Below are 17,293 nucleotides of genomic sequence, written 5' to 3'. Positions count from 1 at the left end.
GAAAGGCGGCCCGCACCCGGGGGTGCGGCCCGCCGAATCATGCTGCGGCAGTCAGCGATTGGCCAATTCCGAGAGCTGGTAGGCCAGTTTGCGGCGGAAGGCCGGGATGCGGGCGGCGGTGCTGATGACGAGGTTGCGGACCAGCCGCGCGGGCAGCGGACGCAGGGTGGCCATGCGGGTGACGCGGTCGGTGAGGCTGACCACGCCCAGCGCCACCGGGCGACGGGTCTGCTCGTACTCGTCGAGGGTGGACTCGGGGGCGCCCGCGACCACGGCGGCGAGCAGGCGGCCGAGCATGGCGGCGTCCTGGATGCCGGTGTTCATACCCTGGCCACCCGCCGGGCTGTGCACGTGCGCGGCGTCCCCGGCGAGCAGGATGCGCCCGGCGCGGTAGTGGTCGGCGACCCGGTGGTGCACGCGGAAGCGCGAGCTCCAGATGATCTCCTCGACCTTCGCGTGCGCGCCCGGCCGGCGGGCGTCGACCAGCGCCTGCACGTAGGCCAGATCCTGGTGTTCGGGGGCATCGGCCACGGTGGCGACGATGCGGAAACGGTTGGGCTGCGGGTCGGGCAGCGGCGCGACCACCGTGACACCCTCGGGCGACAGGTGCAGGGAGACCTCGTCGCGCGGGTCCGGCCAGGTCATGCGGATATCGGCGAGGACGAAGGACTCGGGGTAGGTGGCGCCGGTGAAGCCGATCCCGGCGGCCTCGCGGACCGGGCTGTGCATGCCGTCCGCACCGATGACCCAGTCCGCGCGAACGGAATTCGCGGCACCGTCGGCGTCGGTGAAGGAGACGGTGACACCGTCGGCGTCCTGGACGACACCGGTGACCTCGGTGTGCCGGTGCACCTGCCCGCCCGCCTTCTCGAGACGCGCCAACAGGATTGCCTCGGTGGATTCCTGACCGATCATCACGGTGTAGGGGTAGGCGGTGGGCAGCCCGTCGAACGAGATGCGGGCCAGCGCGTGGTCGCCGTCGCGCATCACGAAGCGCGGCACCACGATTCCGCGTTCGAGCAGGGTCGCGGTGACGCCGAACTGCTCGAGCACCTCCAGGGTGCGGGCGTGGACGACGACCGCCCGGGAGGTGTTGGCGCCCTCGGCCAGCTTGTCGAGCAGCACCACGTTCACACCCGCGTCGGCGAGCGCGATGCCCGCAGTCAGTCCGGCGGGACCGGCACCCACGATGACGACCGAGGCGGTGGCGGGGACGGTGTTCATGACGACTCCTGAGGCTCTGCCAACATTTGTTGGCCAACGTCTGTTGATTTAGACGGTACGGCCCGGTCGAGGCGATGTCAACACTTGTTGGCCAACAAATGTTGGCGAAGCTTCAGCGGTCGGTGGCGGCGGCCAGCGACTGGAAGACGGCAGCGGTCCGGGTGTGCGGCGTCGCGCAGTAGACGATGACCCGCTGATCGGTGTCGGAGATGTGCAGCACCTGGCAGTGGAAGTCCAGCGGCCCCAGCTCCGGATGGCGGATGCGCTTGCGGTGGATCCGACGCACCTCCACATCGTGGGCGGCCCACATATCCGCGAACCGCTTCGAGGTCCCCAGCAATTCGGTGACCAGCGCGGCCAGCGCCGGATGCCCCGGATACCGGGCACAGGCCGCGCGCAGATCCGCGATGAGAGCGCGGGCGAAGTCGCGGGTGTCGGCGTCGGCCCACTGCGGGTGGTCGGCGGCCTCCCGGAACATCCAGCGGATGATATTTCGCTCGTGGCCGGGCACGGTGTCGAGATCGCCGACGAAGGGCGTGGCAGCCCGGTTCCAGGCGAGCACCTCGTAGGTCGCGTCCACCACGTAGGCCGGAGCCGCCAGATTGTCAAGGATGGACCGGACCGCCTGCGGCACAGTCTTGTTCGGCCCGGCCGTCACCGGCGGCGACTCCCCCGCCATCCGGAACAGATATTCGCGCTCGTCCACGGTGAGCATCAGCGCGCGGGCCAGCGCCGCCAGCACCTGCCGCGACGGTTTCGCGCCGCGGGCCTGCTCGATGCGGATGTAGTAGTCCACCGAGATCCCGGCCAGCTGCGCCACCTCCTGGCGGCGCAACCCCGGCGCGCGACGGTTGATTCCGTTCGGCAGCCCGACCTCACCGGGCGTCAGCCGATTGCGCCGGACCCGTAGAAAGGCCGCGAGTTCGCTCCTGTCAGCCATGGGTCCAGTGTGGGCCGGTGTCCCGGTTTTGGGTGGCACAACTTGGGCCTCCCGCCGCAACCCGCCCGGCGTGATGCTTCTCCCATGACCATCACCGCATTCATCACCGGAGCCAACAAGGGCATCGGCTACGAGACCGCCCGACAGTTGGCCGCGCGCGGCATGACCGTCCTGCTCGGCGCGCGGGACTCCGAACTCGGGCAGGCCGCCGCCGAAGAACTGCGGGCCGAAGGTGCGGACGCCCACTTCATCCTGATCGACGTCGCCGACGAACAGTCCATCGCCGCGGCCGCGGCCCAGATCGAAGCCGACTTCGGCCGCCTCGACATCCTCGTCAACAATGCCGCCATCGGCGGCGGCCTCGACGGTGACGGCAAGCCGTCGTCGGGCACCCTCGCCACCCTGCGGCAGGTGTACGAGACGAATGTCTTCGGACTGGTCGCCGTCACCAACGCCCTGCTGCCGCTGCTGCGGCGCGCCGAGGCGGCCCGGATCGTCAACGTGTCCAGCGAGGTCGGCTCGCTGGCCGGGCGCACCGACCCGAACAGCCCGATGTCCCAAATGGTTTCGGCCATCCCGTACACCTCGTCGAAGACCACCGTGAACATGGTGACGGTCCTCTACGCGCTCGAACTGAAGGACACCCCCATCAAGGTGAACGCCGCCAACCCCGGCTACACCGCGACGGATCTCAACGCCAACAGCGGTTTCCGCACCGTCGAGCAGGGCGCCGAGCCGAGCGTCCACCTCGCGACGCTGCCCGCCGATGGCCCGACCGGGACCTTCTGGGGCTACATCTGGGGTCACGGACAGGAGGAGTACGGCCGTATCGAATGGTGAGGACTACCAGTTGCCGTTCGGCCGCGGGTCACCGCGGTGCCACATGTCGGGGCCGTCGCGCCGGCACCGCTGCTGCCACCACTCGTGCTGCTGGACGCAGTGGTGGACGAACCACCAGTCACCCTCGTCGCGCGGTCCGTTCTGATCACCGAATCCGCCTTGGCCGCCGCCGGATCCGTCCTGATCGCCGTTCCCGTCCTGATCCTGGTCGCCATCGTGGTGGCGGGCCGCGGTGACGCCCGCCGCGGGCACGGCGTGGGCGCTCACCAGGGGTGCGGCCTGAGCGGTGGCCAGGCCGGTTGCCAGGGGAGCCGCCGTGAGCAGGACGACCATCATCAGTGCCGGTCGGAGTTTTCCGCGCATATCGATCACTCTTCGTATCGTTGTGTGCACCAATACGATCCATGATCAATCCCCCGGCCCTTCGATGCGTGGACCGCGACGCCGATTGAACACCATTCCCGGCACGACGCGAGGGGGATCGCGGTTCACCTTCAGCGGATCTTCAGGTTTCGTATGTGATAAACCGTCTATCCGACTGAACTTCGATCGAGGACGAGATCATGTGGGAATACGAACACAGCGCCGAGACCACCGTGCCCCGGGAGGCGCTGTGGCGCAGCTGGTCCGACCCGAACCGCTGGCCCGAATGGAATCCCGGCATCGAAACCTTCGAGCTGGACGGGCCTTTCACGCCCGGTACCACCTTCCGCATGACCTCGCCGGACGGTGACACCGTGGAGCTGCGCTTCGTGGAGATCGTCGACGGCGAACTCTGGAGCGACGTCTTCCTCGGCGAGGGCTTCGAGGTGCTGACCCAGCACCGGCTCGACGCCCTGCCCTCCGGCGCCATCCGCGTCGTCTACCGCACCGAGATCACCGGCCCCGCCGCCGCCACCCTCGGCCCCGAGATCGGACCCCGGATCACCGCAGATTTCCCCGAGGTCGTCGCGGGCCTCATCGAGCACGCCGACCGGGACTAGACCAGCCCGCCGCGCCTCTCGTGCAGCAACAGCAGGGAGTACGCGGCCACACTCTGGGCATCCACGATCGCGCCCGCCAGGATCATCGCCTCCACCTCGTCCCGGGTGAACCAGGCGGACTCCATGTCCATCTCGGAGGGCTCCCGCTCGTGCGGCCCCGCCGTCAGCTCGGTGGCCAGCACCACGGTCCCGTAGTGCGTGCTGGTGGCCGGGGCGGGCGCCACCTTCCCCAGCGCCGTCAGCCGGCCCGCTCGCAACCCCGTCTCCTCCCGCAACTCCTGCCGAGCCACCGCGATCGGATCGCTCTCCCCCGCCACCGCCCCGCCCGGGAACTCCCAGCACCTGCGCCCCAGTGGATACCGATACTGCTCGACCAGGTGGAATCGCTCCCCGTCCCAGGGAATCACGATCGCGAAGTCCGCTTTCCGGATGTAGGCGTACACCGACTCCTCCCCGTCGGCCTGCCGAACCACGTCCTCCCGCAGCGTGATCCACCGATTCGCGTACACCTCACGACTCCGCAGCGTGTCCATCCCCCGATCCTCCCCCACCGCGGGGAGGGTCAGGACTGGCGGGCCGGGGCCAGAGCGTCCCGGGCGTCCATGAGGGCGAAGCCGAGGAGGTTCTCGCCGCGCCAACGCGCCGGGTCGGAGGCGGAGGGGTTGTCGGCGCCGAGGCCGATGCCCCAGATGGTGTCGCGGGGAGCGGCTTCGACGAGCACCTTGTCGGTGGTGGCGAGCAGGAAGTCGCGGAGCTGGTCGTGCTGGCCGAATTTGGCGATGCTGGCGCGGAGCACGATGTCGAAGCGATGGGCTTCCCAGGTGTCCTGGTCGAAGCCGGAGATGGCGCGGCCCATGCGCTTGGCGTCGGCGGGAGTGTCGCTGGACAGGATGCGGGTGCGCATGTCCTCGTCGCCGAACAGGCGGGCCTTCTCGGCCATCATGAAATGCTCTGCGCTGCCGTAGTTCTGGCCGTCGACGCTGAATTCGACCGGCCACCACTGGCTGAGCACCCACTTGCCGACATCGTGGCCGGGGGTGCGGGTGTGCCCCCAGAAGAAGAGGAACTCCGGTCTCGCCCCGTCGGCCATGTCCGCTGTCAGCTGCGCCCTGTCCACGCCGCGACCCTAGCCGACCGAGGTGACACAGTCGTGGCGATATCGCGCCACATCGTCGCCACACCGGCGACGCGCCGCAATCAGCTGGCGAGTGCGCGCAGGCGGGTCATGATCTCGGCGGGCGGATGGTCGTGCACGCGATAGCGCGGCGGGTCGTACTCGGCGGCGAGTTCCAGTGCCACCAGCTCGGACACGTCCTCCCAGGCGACGCGGAAGACATCGCCACCGCCGGTGACGAAGCAGATGAAATCGGCGGCGGGCAGCAGATTCGTGACCCCGTCCGTCCAGGAGGTCATGGTGTACTCGCTGCCGTCGGGCGCCCGCACATGCAGCAGTTCCATGATCGCGCCCTCGCGCTCCGCCTCGGCGCGCAACCGCTCGGTCTGCGCGTGATACGCACCCACCGCGAGCTGCGCCTGTGCGCGGCGGATGAGCCCATGGGCCGGATCGTCCGCGGCCACCTCGAAGGGGATCACGTCGCCGTTGTCGTCGACGGTGTACGGGACCGCCGACAGCGGGCGCAACGCCCCCTCGAGCCGCTCCACCGCCAGCGCCAGCAGTTGCGGCAGGGCTGCGGGCGTCGCACCCAGCACGACCAGCATGCCCAGATGCCCGGACAGGAAAACCAGTGGGCGCGTGGCGGTTCGGGCCCGCACGCCCTCGAGCCACCCGGCCACCAGCGGTAGCGAACCGACATAGCTCTCGCCATCGTCGTCGACGAAGTCCAGCACCCGCATCCCCTGCGGCGGCTCGAATGCCTCCAACGTGTTCATGGCCAGCTCGGTGAGATTGGCGTGCGCGACGGCGTAGACCTGCTCGGCGTCCACACCCCAGTTCGAAAGTTCCTGCTTTGTCACGAATTGCACGGTGCTGGGCAGATCGATGACCACCATCTCGGTCAGGAACGGCAGCGCCGGACGCGAGAGCACCAGGTCCCGCCCCTCCAGCTCGCCGACCCGTATCGCCCCGGACCCGTACCCGGCCCGCCGCAGCACCGGCCGCAGTCTGGGCGCCACCCGCTCCCAGCCCTCCGGCGCCTCCGGCGGCAGAATGAGGCTGTCGACGGCCTGGAACAGCCCGGCGGTGATTTTCCCGTCGAACCGGCGGTAGAGCGTGCCCAGGTTCATCTTGGCCACGTACCCGTTCTTCAAGCGGTACCCGATCTCGAACGCCTCGGTGTCGAGATGCGCGGTCTCCACCGCCTCGTAGCCGAGCACCTGTTCCAAGACCTTCTTGCCGAACCGATTTCGTGGCGAACCGAACACCCCGCCCAGGAAACTCATGGCCCGGACTCTACGCGCGGGGGCCGACAAAAGCTCCCCGCAAACCCACAGGGAACCTGTGTGCCACAACCGAAAACGCGCTGTTCACGACGTGTCCGCGCAGTGCTCACTAGGACGCCCGTCCAAGGACGAGCACAATGCGCGTGACTATGGTTAGCTGTAGCGCCATGAGCACGCCCGTCTCCACCCACCCCGACGAATTTCTGCCCCGCGATACCGCGGATGTGGTTCGGACCGTTCGGGATTCACGTCGTTCGACGAAACCGCTGATCATCCGGGGTGGGGAACGGCCGGAGGACGAGCTCGCGCTGCCCGATCAGGGCAGCGTGCTGAGCATGCGAAAGATGAACCGGGTCCAGGTGGTGGACGCCGATGCCGGGACGGTGCGGGTGCAGGCGGGGGCGCGGCTCTACGACATCGACCGGACGCTGGGCGCGCACGGGCTCGGGCTGCCCGTGGTCGGCGACCATCGGGACATCACGGCGGGCGGATTCGCGGCGGTGGGCGGGCTGTCGGCGGCGTCGCATCGCTTCGGCATGTTCAGCGACAATGTGGCCGAGCTCGAATACGTCGATCAGGACGGGCGATTCGGCACCTGCGGGCGCACCCATCACGCGGAGCGGTTCCGCCGGATCCTGGGCGGCGGCGGGCGCACCGGGATCATCACCGCGCTGACGCTCGAGGTCACCGGTGTGGACAAGGACCGCACCTGGCTCACCACCGACGCGCACCGCTTCCTGGACTTCGACACCTGGGTGGAGCACTCCTATCGCGAGATCCAGTCGCCGGGTGACGCCATGCTGCAGGTGGGCCGCTGGGTGGACACCGCGCCCCTTAAAGTTGCCCGACCGGTCGGCACCGGCACCGTGCAGCTGGGCACCGTGCGCTTCGGCCAGTGGTCGAGCCTGCACCCCACCACCCCCAACCTCTCGCTGCGCGCCCGCCGCGAGGTCGGCGCGCGCGCCCGAAAGTCGCTGGGCGCCATCGCCGCATCCGCGGGCGGCCGCGCCGGTATGCCCGTCCGGAATGCCGCCGCCGGTGCGCTCATGTTCGCTCCGAAGGTGCTGACCCTGCGCGACGCCGAGTACCTGGCCGACACCGTCATCAGCTCCTCCGAACGCGGACCGGCGTATCGCGTCTCGGTTTTCGCGCCCCTGTCCTCCTACGCCCGGGTCTTCCACGGCCTGCACGACCTGTTCGCCGGGCACCGTGAACGCACCGGCTGCTTCACCGTCATCTCCGCCATGACCTATGGCGTAAGGTCCCACTACCTGCGCGAACTCGACAACGAGGACCACGGCTTCATCACCTTCACCTGCCGCTTGCGGCCGGCGGCGCTGCCCTCGGAACTGTTGCGGGACATCGTGTCCGCCATCGACGAGATCTGTCTCGCCGAACGCGCCCGGCGTTATGACCCGACCGAATAGAATGTGTTCCGCCGCACTGCCAGCTATCGGTTAGCAGTCGGGCGGGGCGGCGGTATCGGCACTGTCGGCGGGGTGCCGGTGCATGGTTCATGCTCAATCCTCAGATGAAGGTTGCCTGTCCCATGATCGAATTCCGTGCTGCCCGCCGTCCCCGCACCGCCGGACCCCTTGCCGGGGAACGCCCCATCGAGGGCAAACGTATCGTCGTCACCGACGCCTGCTCCGAGATCGGCCGAGAAACCGTGCGACTACTGGGTTTCCACGGCGCCGAGGTAATCCTGGTGGCGCGCAACGGCTCCCAACTGGTCGAGGAGTGCGACAGCATCATCCGGGCCGGGGGCCGCGCCCACTGGTTCCGCTGCGACATCTCCGCCCTCGGCGATGTGGATCAGCTGGTCGAGTGGCTGCTCACCGAGTTCGACACTGTCGACGTCCTGGTCAACAACACCGGCCGCCCCACCCGCCGCCCGGTGCTGCAATCCCTGGGCCGCTTCCACGACTACCAGCGCATGATGGCCGCCTACTACTTCGGCCCCCTGCGCCTGACCCTCGGCCTGCTGCCCGCCATGCTGGCCGGCGGCTCCGGCCACGTGGTGAATGTCGGCCCCTGGAGCGCCGACTCCGGCGCCGCCCCCAATTTCGCCTCCTACGCCAGCGCCCAGGCCGCCTGGACCACCTTCGGCCAATGCGCCGACGCCGAACTCTCCCCCCGCGGCATCCACGTCACCACGGTCCAGTACCCCGCCTTCGAACTCGACTCCGGTTCCCCCGCCGACCTCCCCGAGAAGCCATCCCTGGACCCCGCCGAGGCCGCCCGCTGGATCGAAACCGCCATCCGGACCCGACCGCCGCAAATCCAGCCCCGCTTCCCCCGAGCCCTCCTGGGTCTCGCCTCCATGTCCCCGCGGACCACCCGACTCAAGCACGCCCTGGGTATCTGAGCTCGACCGAAATTCTCCCGGACTCGATTCACCCGAGCCCGGAACCCATTGTCCCCCGGTCACATTCCCACCCATGCCCGAACAGCAAAGCGCCCCACCCGGATTCCGAGTGGGGCGCTTCGAGACTTGCGTCAGTGCTTTTCCGGGCCGAGGTGGTACTCGAACACCAGGCCGCCGGCGGCGACCAGGATGCAGATCACGCCGAGGCCGATCAGCCAGAACTGGAAGAACGCGAAGCCGAGGGCGGCGATGGAGCCCGCGCCGGCCAGCAGGATGGGCCAGAACGAGCCGGGCGAGAAGAAGCCCAGGTCGCCGGCGCCGTCGACGATCTCCGCCTCTTCGTAGTCCTCGGGACGCAGGTCCAGACGACGGGCGACGAAGCGGAAGTAGGTGGCCACGATCAGGGCCAGGCCCGCCGACAGCACGATGGCGGTGGTACCCGCCCACTCGACGCCGGTGCGCGAGCGGCCGGTGAAGTAGCCGTACACGACGGCCACGATCACGAAGAAGACCGTGATCAGTTCGAAGATGCGAGCTTCGACCTTCATGTCAGTTCATCCTCACTTGGCGTCGGCGAGTTCGTTACCGCGCGCCTTGCGGTCGGTGTTGAACGGCTTGGTGGAGGTCGCCACCGGCGACTGACCGATGCTGGCCAGCGCCTCGGCGTTGGTCTTGTGATCCTTGATCCGCGCGTCCATGTACTTCTGGAAGTCCGCCGGGGACACCACGCGGATCTCGAAGTTCATCATCGAGTGGAAGGTGCCGCACATCTCGGCGCACCGGCCGACGAACGCGCCTTCCTTCTCGATCTTGGTGATCTGGAAGACGTTGTCCGAGTTGTTCTGCTTCGGGTTCGGCATCACGTCGCGCTTGAACAGGAACTCCGGCACCCAGAACGAGTGGATGACGTCCGCCGCGGCCAGCTGGAACTCGATGTTCTTGCCGGACGGCAGGACCAGCACCGGAACCTCGTTGGAGGTGCCGACGGTCTCGACCTTGTCGTAGTGCAGGTACGAGATGTCGTTCGCGGGCAGGCCGTTGTTCGGGCCCGGCTGCGGGTGGCCATCCTTGGTCGCTTCCTTGTAGCGATCCTTGATGTCCTGGTTCATGTCCTGGCGCTCGGTGTCGACGCCGTCGTAGACCGGGCTGCCGTCCTTGAGGTCGACCTTCTGGTAGCCGAACTTCCAGTTCCACTGGAAGGCGGTCACGTCGACCACGACGTCCGGGTTGCCGACCTTCTCGTGGACGTAGTTCTGGACCACCACGGTGAAGTAGAACAGCACGGCGATGATCACGAACGGGATCGCCGTATAGCTCAGCTCCAGCGGCACGTTGTAACCGGTCTGCCGCGGGAACTCCGGGGAGTTCGGCTTTTTGCGGTGGAACGCGATGGTCCAGAAGGTCAGGCCCCACACCAGCACGCCCATCGCGAGGGCGGCGAGCACGGACCAGGTCCACAGCTCACGCATGCGGGTGGCCTGCGGCGTGATGCCCGAGGGCCAGCCGAACCGAAGCCACGGGTTGTCGATCGAGCAGCCGGAGACGAGCATCGCGGTCATCCCCAAGGACACCGCCAGCCCGGCCCGCCGAAGGATGCGGCCCCGCCGACCCCGGGCGGGTCGTGCCCCTATCGCCTCGCTCGCCTTGTGCGCCACGCTCAACGCCTTCCTGGTCGTCATTCCGACACCGCGTCGCCCGGACTCCCTTCCGCCGGGCGACACATTTTCAGCACAGTTCTGGACCTCGGGGAGGATACGCGCGAACGCGCAACCGACCCTGAGAGTTTCCCAAGTACTACGCAGCGTAGACCAAAGAACCGCCCCCGTTGTGACGGGGTCCCATTCGACACGCTCTGTCCAACTTGCCTGCGCTTCGCTCCGGCTGTTCGCAGCCCTGTCACCTCGGTCTTCCCTGCTCCGCTCCGCCAAGGCGCAGGTCCATGGAGCCATTCGCTCCGGCTTCCGCTACGAGCGCGGGGAGACGGAACGCAGTCCAGACCGAGGCGGGCTGCGAACTTTTCGGTGTTGGATACGGGCCGAGCATGATCCGCGCCGGTACGGCATACTCGGGCAGTAGGTTTCGCGTGCAGCGTGCCCGTGCGGGTACGCCCCAATCCTTAGACCCCGGAAAGAGGTTCTCGGCGCAGTGTGTGGTCTGCTCGGATTTCTGACAGCTACAACGGCTACTACTCCGGATGGGCGGACGGTCGAAACCACCGCGGCACAGGTGTACGAGGCGCTGCACTGCCAGCGCCATCGCGGCCCCGACGAGCGCGGCACCTGGAACGACGAGCACATGATCTTCGGCTTCAACCGCCTGTCGATCATCGATATCGAGCACTCGCACCAGCCGCTGCGCTGGGGTCCGCCGGAGAACCCCGAGCGGTACGCCATGACCTTCAATGGCGAGGTCTACAACTATCTCGAGCTGCGCGCCGAACTGAAGGAGGCGCACGGGGCGGAGTTCGGCGATGAGCCGATGTTCCGTACCGAGGGTGACGGCGAGGCCATCATGGCCGCCTTCCACTACTGGGGCGCCAAGGCCCCGAGCCGGCTGCGCGGCATGTTCGCCTTCGCCATCTGGGATACCCAGCTGAACAAGCTGTTCCTGGCGCGCGACCCGTTCGGCATCAAGCCGCTGTTCATCGCCACCGGCGCCGGCGGCACCGCCTTCTCCAGCGAGAAGAAGAGCCTGCTGGGTCTGCTTCCGGCGCTGGAGCTTTCCGACGACCTGGACCCGCGCGCGCTCGAGCACTACACGGTGCTGCAGTACGTGCCCGAGGCCGAGACCCTGCACAAGGACGTCCGACGCCTCGAATCCGGTTGCTACGCCTGGGTCGAGCCGGGCGAGACCCCGCGGGTGACCCGCTACTTCAACCCGCAGTTCCGGGTACAGAAGTTCGCCGCGGGCAGCGAGGCCAAGCGGTACCAGGAGATCGCGGAGGCGCTCGAGGACTCCGTCGCCAAGCACATGCGCGCGGATGTGACCGTCGGCGCGTTCCTGTCCGGCGGTATCGATTCCACCGCCATTGCGGCGCTGGCCATCCGGCACAACCCGAACCTGCTGACCTTCACCTCGGCATTCGAGCGGCAGGGCTACTCCGAGGCCGACGTGGCGGCCGAGACCGCCGAGGCCATCGGCGCCAAGCACTACATCCGCATGGTCTCCCCCGAGGAGTACGCGGCCGCCATTCCCGAGATCGTCTGGTACCTGGACGAACCCGTGGCCGACCCGGCGCTGGTGCCGCTGTACTTCGTGGCCAAGGAGGCCCGCAAGCACGTCAAGGTGGTGCTGTCGGGCGAGGGCTCCGACGAGCTGTTCGGCGGCTACACCATCTACCGGGAACCGCTGTCGCTCAAGCCCTTCGAGTTCCTGCCCAAGCCGCTGCGCAAGCTGGCGGGCAAGCTGTCGGACCGGATTCCGGAGGGCACCCGCGGCAAGAGCCTGCTGCACCGCGGCTCGCTCACCCTGGAGGAGCGCTACTACGGCAACGCCCGCAGCTTCAACGACGCCCAATTGCGTTCGGTGCTGCGGGAATTCCGCCCCGAGTGGACCCACCGGGACGTGACCGCCCCCATCTACGCCATGCAGGGCTACCACTGGGATCCGGTGGCGCGCATGCAGCACCTGGACCTGTTCACCTGGCTGCGCGGCGACATTCTGGTCAAGGCCGACAAGATGACCATGGCCAACTCCCTGGAACTGCGGGTGCCCTTCCTGGACCCCGAGGTCTTCAAGGTCGCCGAGAAGATCCCGGTCGACCAGAAGATCACCAAGGAAACCACCAAATACGCCCTGCGCCAGGCGCTCACGGACATCGTGCCCCCGCATGTCCTCAACCGCGCCAAGCTCGGCTTCCCGGTCCCCCTGCGCCACTGGCTGCGCGGCCCGGAGCTCTACGACTGGGCCCGCGCCCAGATCACCGAGTCCGGCACCGACCACCTCCTCGACAAGCAGGCCATCCTGGCCATGCTGGAGGCCCACCGCACCGGCCCGGTCGACCACAGCCGCCGCCTGTGGACCCTGATCGTCTTCATGATCTGGCACGGCATCTTCGTCGAGAACCGCATCAAGCCCGAGATCCAGGAACCGACCTACCCGGTCAACCTGTAGTCAGGCTTCACGTAATGGCCGCACGCCCATCGGGGGTGCGGCCATTACGTTTTCGGCGCGACGCCTGTCGGACGGATTCCTCAGCTGTTCACTGCCAGGCACGCAATAGATCTTCCGGCCCCCAGTGGGCCGCAACCGGCAAGTCGCCGTGCACTCCGGAGCGCGAGACCGCCACCAAAGGAGTGTCGAACCGCGCGCCGGGCACAGCGAGCACACCGCGTGCGAGGGCATCGTAGTCGTGGCTATCGAATGGTCGATCCTCCAGCCATTTGATCGATCCGATGAAATGCACTGCACCCGCGATGGGTTCGCGATCGGCACCGATCAAATCGAGCTCGGGATTGTTCTGCCGATTCCACCAGCCCCCCACCGCTTCGGTTTCCGGCCATCGGGCATTGGGCAGCAAGCGCACCAGTGATTCCCGGATCACCGGTTCTACCGCACGGCCACGCCACGTCGTCCACGAGCGCTCGATCCGCTCCAATGCCAGATCGCCCCGGCCACGCTCGATGAGCGGGATTCCCCGCTGCAGAAAAGCCAGCCAGAAACGCAGATAGGAATCGGCGATTCGATAGCGCTTGTTCTTCGTGTCCGGCTTCGTGGACAGCGGCAGATCCGCGGCTACTATTCGCTTGGCCTGCAAAGTATTCAGCAATGGCGTCAACGTCCCGGCGGGCAGCACGCCCGAGCTGCCCGCCGCAGAGGCGATGGCACTGAAGGTGCGTTCACCGCTGCCGATCGCCTCCAGCACGGCACGCGAACGCGACGCCTCGGGAAACTCACCCAGCAGCGACAACTCGCCGGCCACCAGCAGCGGCGACAACGGATTCAGCGCTACCTCACGAAGGAAGTCCGCGCGGCTCATGCCTGACTGCCACGACTGAACGATTTCCGGGAATCCACCGGTGATCAACAGCGCATCCAGTGCCTCGGCCGCCGGGAGTTCGGTCATGGCCTGCACATCCGCCAGATGCAGTGGCGCAACGGTCATTTTCGTTGCCCGCCCGAAAAATGGGCGGCCGTGCGTCTGCAGCGCTTCCATCACCGCAATGTCGCTGCCAACCAGTACCAGCAGCACCGGCTTGGCCGAAAGGTGCCGATCCCAGACCGTCTGCAGCGCTCCCTCGAACTCGGAGTCCTGCTCCACCAACCAGGGCACCTCATCGAGCACGACAATGCTCGCGGCGGCGTCCGGCAATGCGATGGACAGGGTCCGCAACGCCTGGTTCCAATCGCCTGCCGATATCCCCGCGACCAATTCCGCCCCCGGCAGGGGCGAATGTGCCACGGTAGCCGCGAAGTCGTCTCGTTCGGCGGCCGGGTTTCGCCCCCGCGTTGCCTGGAAGACGAGATATGGCAGACCGGAACGGTCGCAGAACTCCTGCACCAGGCGTGACTTCCCAACCCGCCGTCGGCCGGTCACAACCACAGCGCGTCCTCGAGTCGCACCGGCCCCACCGGTCACAAGTTCGAGCTGCCGCCCCAGCAGATCGAGGTCCGCCGACCGTCCTCTGAACTCCATTCACGCCCCCTGTCCATAGGAGACTTCATCTTACATAGATTCAATCTAAGTTAGAACTATTCTATGTAACATACATCACCAGGGCGCCCTACAGCCGGAGGACGCCCTGTCGCGTTCCCCCTGTCGCCTCGTGGAATACCAAGCGGTTCAACCATTTCGATGAGTTCCGGCCGACTGCGCAAATCCGCAGTCGGCAGGAAACCGAATACAGCAGTGCACGGGTCATGGCCTACTCGACGCAGAGCGCGGTCCAGAATCCGGTCAGATGCACGCGCAACCTGCGACCAAATGCTCAGGTTGGTTGCGACCAGATGCGCACGAATTATCCGGCCATTTGCGCACAACCTATACGACCAGATGCGCAGCACATCCTCGGCGGCGGGGCAGGTGGTGACCGGGCGGATGTCGACGACCAGGTCGGTGAACATCATCTGGTCCTGGGTCGGATGGGTGTGCGCCTCAACGAATCCCGGCAAAAGCGCCCGCCCGCCCAGATCGACGATCTCGGTGCCGCCGCCACGCCGGTCCAGCACCTCGTCCCCGCCGACGGCGATGATCCGGCCGTCGGTCACGGCGACATGGGTGGGATTCGGGTGGTTCGCATCGACGGTGACGATCGGTCCACCGGTGAAAATCAGATCGGCCGAGCTCATTTTGCGTGCTCCTTCGCTGCCGCAGCAGTACGGTAACCACTGGTTAGCCACCATACTTGCAGTGTTACTGCAATAGGGTGTTCGTATCACCGGAAGTCCTCCTTGCCACCACACCTTCTCGGAAAGGGCTCGGTATCAATGGATCTCCCGTCCACTGGCGGCGCCCAGCGCGTCAACCGCCGCACGGCCATCGGACTCGGTGCCGCCGCGCTGGCCGCCCTCGGCCTGACCGCCTGCGGCAAGTCGGGCAACGGCTCGACCGCGACCAGCACCACCGCGGCCTCGAACGACCCCAAGGCCGTCGCCACCGATGCCTACATCTTCGGATTTCCGCTGGTCCTCATGGATGTCACCCGTGAAACCGGCGGCCCGGCCAATCAATTCGTGCACCAGGATCCGCCCACGCCGGAGGAGAAGCAGGTGGTCCGGCTCAACCTGGACACCCTCTACTCGCAGGCCTGGCTGGACCTGAGCGCCGAGCCGATGGTGGTGCAGGTGCCCGCCATCGGACCCGACCGGTACTGGCTCATGCAACTCCTGGACGCCTGGACCAATACGGTGCACGATCCGGCCAGTACGAACCCGCGGCTCGAGGACGGGGTTCCCAACCCGCCGTACACCTACCTGGTCACCGGGCCGGGCTGGAAGGGCACGGTGCCCGACGGCATGACCCGGCTGGCCATGCCCACCGACACCACCTGGCTGCTCGGCCGCATCGAATACAAGGGCGACAACGACATCAAGCACGTGCGCGCCCTGCAACGGCAGCTGAAGCTGGCCCCGCTCAGCGTCTGGAGCGCCGACCCGAACGCGGTGCAGGGCAGCCCGGGCGCCCAGCTCGCGGGCGGCGGCGTCCCGGCCCAGATGGTAATGCAGATGGACGGCCCCACCTTCTTCACCCGCATGTGCGCGGTGATGGCCCGCAACCCGCCCGCACCCGAAGACGCCGACGCCATGAAGCGTTTCGCCACCATCGGCATCACCGCCGGCGCCACCGCGAGCACCGCGCCCGCGGGCGTACTCACCGCGGCCATCGCCGATGCCCGCAAACAGCTCGCCGCCTACCGGGACCCCAAGGCCCAGCACCAGAACGGCTGGACCTTCGACCTCGATATCGGCACCTACGGCACGAACTACCCGCTGCGCGCGCTGGTCGCGGCGGTCGGTCTGGGCGCGAATCTGCCCCGGGACGCCGTGTACCCGAGCATCGACGCGAATGCCGAGAGCGGCAACCGATTCCGGGTGACCTTCGCCAAGGATCAGCTGCCGCCGGTCGGCGCGTTCTGGTCGCTCACCGCCTATGACGGGCAGAGCTACCTGATCCAGAATCCGGCGGGCATCTACTCGGTGGGGCACCTGGTGCCGCTCACCCCCGCCGCCGACGGCACGGTCGAGATCGCCGTGCAGAGCGCCGATCCCGGCGCGGACGTGCCCGCCGGCCACTGGCTGCCCATTCCGGAGACCGGCCCGTTCTCCCTCACCCTGCGGCTGTACGCACCCGAAGACGAGGTGCTGAACGGGAAGTGGCAGGTCCCGAAGCTGGAGAAGCTGAGCTGACCGAGGTCCCGCCGGGCCGCCCGCGTCATCACCGGCGCAGCACCCGGCGGGCCAGCCAGTTGCCGAGGAACTGAATCCCCTGCACCCCGGCGATAATGATCAGCGTCGCCACCAAAGTGACCTGCCAGTCGAACCGCTGGTACCCGTACACCAGCGCGAAGTCGCCCAGCCCGCCACCACCGACCGTCCCCGCCATGGCCGACATATCGACAATGGCGATCACAACGAAGGTGTACCCGAGCACCAAGGGCCCCAACGCTTCCGGAATCAGCAGAGTGAGGATGATCCGCAGCGGCCCCGCTCCCATCGACCGCGCCGCCTCGATCACCCCCGGATCCACGGTCACCAGATTCTGCTCGACAATCCGCGCGATCCCGACCGAAGCCGCCACGATCATCACGAACGCCGCGGCGTCCGTGCCGATCGTCGTCCCGATCACCTGCAACGTGACGGGCCCCAGCGCAGCCAGCAAGATGATGAACGGAATCGGCCGCACCACATTCACCAGCACGTTCAGCACCAGATTGACCGGCGCATTCGCCAGCAACCCAGCCTTCCGCGTCGTATAGAGCGCCGTCCCCAACGCCAGCCCGATAGTGCCCCCGACAACGAACGTGAGCAGCACCAGGTAGATCGTGGTGCCAACAGCCTCACCCAGGACAGGCCGCAGCCGATCCCAATCCGTATGCACGG

The 17,293-nt window shown here is 67.5% G+C and carries 17 protein-coding genes; 6 read left to right on the top strand and 11 right to left on the bottom strand.

Annotation, left to right across the window (positions count from 1 at the left end; genetic code table 11):
- Positions 1-51 precede the first annotated feature (51 nt).
- Both ABZ909_RS28485 and ABZ909_RS28480 read right to left on the bottom strand, forming a co-directional pair.
- Positions 52-1,224 carry an FAD-dependent monooxygenase gene (locus ABZ909_RS28485; protein WP_357005299.1) on the bottom strand — a complete coding sequence of 391 codons (1,173 nt, stop codon included), beginning with the start codon at positions 1,222-1,224 and terminating at the stop codon, positions 52-54.
- Positions 1,225-1,336: 112 nt separating this feature from the next.
- Positions 1,337-2,164, bottom strand: a complete 828-nt coding sequence (locus ABZ909_RS28480) for a helix-turn-helix transcriptional regulator (protein ID WP_357005296.1) — start codon at positions 2,162-2,164, stop codon at positions 1,337-1,339.
- 84 nt (positions 2,165-2,248) lie between these two features.
- Between ABZ909_RS28480 and ABZ909_RS28475 the strand changes: the two genes are divergently transcribed.
- A complete protein-coding gene (locus ABZ909_RS28475; RefSeq protein ID WP_357005293.1) occupies positions 2,249-3,004 on the top strand; it encodes an SDR family oxidoreductase in 756 nt (251 codons plus the stop codon).
- A gap of 3 nt (positions 3,005-3,007) precedes the next feature.
- On the opposite strand, the gene ABZ909_RS28470 is transcribed toward ABZ909_RS28475, so the two are convergent.
- The gene (locus tag ABZ909_RS28470) at positions 3,008-3,367 is read right to left on the bottom strand and encodes a hypothetical protein (RefSeq protein ID WP_357005290.1); all 360 of its coding nucleotides are present in this window, start codon (positions 3,365-3,367) and stop codon (positions 3,008-3,010) included.
- Between the two features lie 200 nt (positions 3,368-3,567).
- Between ABZ909_RS28470 and ABZ909_RS28465 the strand changes: the two genes are divergently transcribed.
- Positions 3,568-3,987: an SRPBCC family protein gene (locus ABZ909_RS28465; RefSeq protein WP_357005287.1), complete on the top strand. Its 420-nt coding sequence runs from the start codon at positions 3,568-3,570 to the stop codon at positions 3,985-3,987.
- Here the strand turns inward: ABZ909_RS28465 and ABZ909_RS28460 are convergent.
- From ABZ909_RS28460 to ABZ909_RS28450, 3 genes are all read right to left on the bottom strand, one after another.
- A complete protein-coding gene (locus ABZ909_RS28460; protein WP_357005284.1) occupies positions 3,984-4,520 on the bottom strand; it encodes an NUDIX hydrolase in 537 nt (178 codons plus the stop codon). The two genes, ABZ909_RS28465 and ABZ909_RS28460, sit on opposite strands and share 4 nt — an antisense overlap.
- A 29-nt stretch (positions 4,521-4,549) precedes the next feature.
- Positions 4,550-5,104: an NADAR family protein gene (locus ABZ909_RS28455; RefSeq protein ID WP_357005282.1), complete on the bottom strand. Its 555-nt coding sequence runs from the start codon at positions 5,102-5,104 to the stop codon at positions 4,550-4,552.
- A gap of 80 nt (positions 5,105-5,184) precedes the next feature.
- A complete protein-coding gene (locus ABZ909_RS28450) occupies positions 5,185-6,387 on the bottom strand; it encodes a hypothetical protein (protein WP_357005279.1) in 1,203 nt (400 codons plus the stop codon).
- Positions 6,388-6,554: 167 nt separating this feature from the next.
- Here ABZ909_RS28450 and ABZ909_RS28445 point away from each other — a divergent pair, with 167 nt between their 5' ends.
- Together ABZ909_RS28445 and ABZ909_RS28440 are read left to right on the top strand one after the other, a co-directional pair.
- Positions 6,555-7,814, top strand: coding sequence for an FAD-dependent oxidoreductase (locus ABZ909_RS28445; protein WP_357005276.1), 1,260 nt, complete (start codon positions 6,555-6,557; stop codon positions 7,812-7,814).
- A gap of 122 nt (positions 7,815-7,936) precedes the next feature.
- Positions 7,937-8,755 carry an SDR family NAD(P)-dependent oxidoreductase gene (locus ABZ909_RS28440; RefSeq protein ID WP_357005273.1) on the top strand — a complete coding sequence of 273 codons (819 nt, stop codon included), beginning with the start codon at positions 7,937-7,939 and terminating at the stop codon, positions 8,753-8,755.
- A gap of 131 nt (positions 8,756-8,886) precedes the next feature.
- On the opposite strand, the gene ABZ909_RS28435 is transcribed toward ABZ909_RS28440, so the two are convergent.
- Positions 8,887-9,303: a cytochrome c oxidase subunit 4 gene (locus ABZ909_RS28435; protein ID WP_354847810.1), complete on the bottom strand. Its 417-nt coding sequence runs from the start codon at positions 9,301-9,303 to the stop codon at positions 8,887-8,889.
- Between the two features lie 12 nt (positions 9,304-9,315).
- On the bottom strand, positions 9,316-10,314 hold the full coding sequence (locus ABZ909_RS28430; protein ID WP_357005542.1) for a cytochrome c oxidase subunit II: 999 nt from the start codon (positions 10,312-10,314) through the stop codon (positions 9,316-9,318).
- Positions 10,315-10,900: 586 nt separating this feature from the next.
- On the opposite strand from ABZ909_RS28430, the gene asnB reads away from it, so the two are divergent.
- Entirely contained in the window at positions 10,901-12,868 is a 1,968-nt protein-coding gene (gene asnB, locus ABZ909_RS28425) for an asparagine synthase (glutamine-hydrolyzing) (protein WP_357005270.1), read from the top strand.
- Positions 12,869-12,956: 88 nt separating this feature from the next.
- On the opposite strand, the gene ABZ909_RS28420 is transcribed toward asnB, so the two are convergent.
- Positions 12,957-14,255: a DUF234 domain-containing protein gene (locus ABZ909_RS28420; RefSeq protein WP_357005267.1), complete on the bottom strand. Its 1,299-nt coding sequence runs from the start codon at positions 14,253-14,255 to the stop codon at positions 12,957-12,959.
- Between the two features lie 191 nt (positions 14,256-14,446).
- Entirely contained in the window at positions 14,447-15,043 is a 597-nt protein-coding gene (locus ABZ909_RS28415) for a hypothetical protein (protein ID WP_357005265.1), read from the bottom strand.
- Positions 15,044-15,181: 138 nt separating this feature from the next.
- On the opposite strand from ABZ909_RS28415, the gene ABZ909_RS28410 reads away from it, so the two are divergent.
- Positions 15,182-16,600 carry a DUF1254 domain-containing protein gene (locus ABZ909_RS28410; RefSeq protein ID WP_357005262.1) on the top strand — a complete coding sequence of 473 codons (1,419 nt, stop codon included), beginning with the start codon at positions 15,182-15,184 and terminating at the stop codon, positions 16,598-16,600.
- Between the two features lie 28 nt (positions 16,601-16,628).
- Here ABZ909_RS28410 and ABZ909_RS28405 read toward each other — a convergent pair whose 3' ends face one another.
- Positions 16,629-17,291, bottom strand: coding sequence for a methionine ABC transporter permease (locus tag ABZ909_RS28405; RefSeq protein WP_357005540.1), 663 nt, complete (start codon positions 17,289-17,291; stop codon positions 16,629-16,631).
- Between the last annotated feature and the right edge of the window lie 2 nt (positions 17,292-17,293).

It is taken from the genome of Nocardia sp. NPDC046763 (assembly GCF_040645495.1).
GTDB lineage: Bacteria > Actinomycetota > Actinomycetes > Mycobacteriales > Mycobacteriaceae > Nocardia.
The sequence above is the reverse complement of the archived record's forward strand: the minus strand, read 5'-3'. Positions and strand labels throughout refer to the sequence as shown.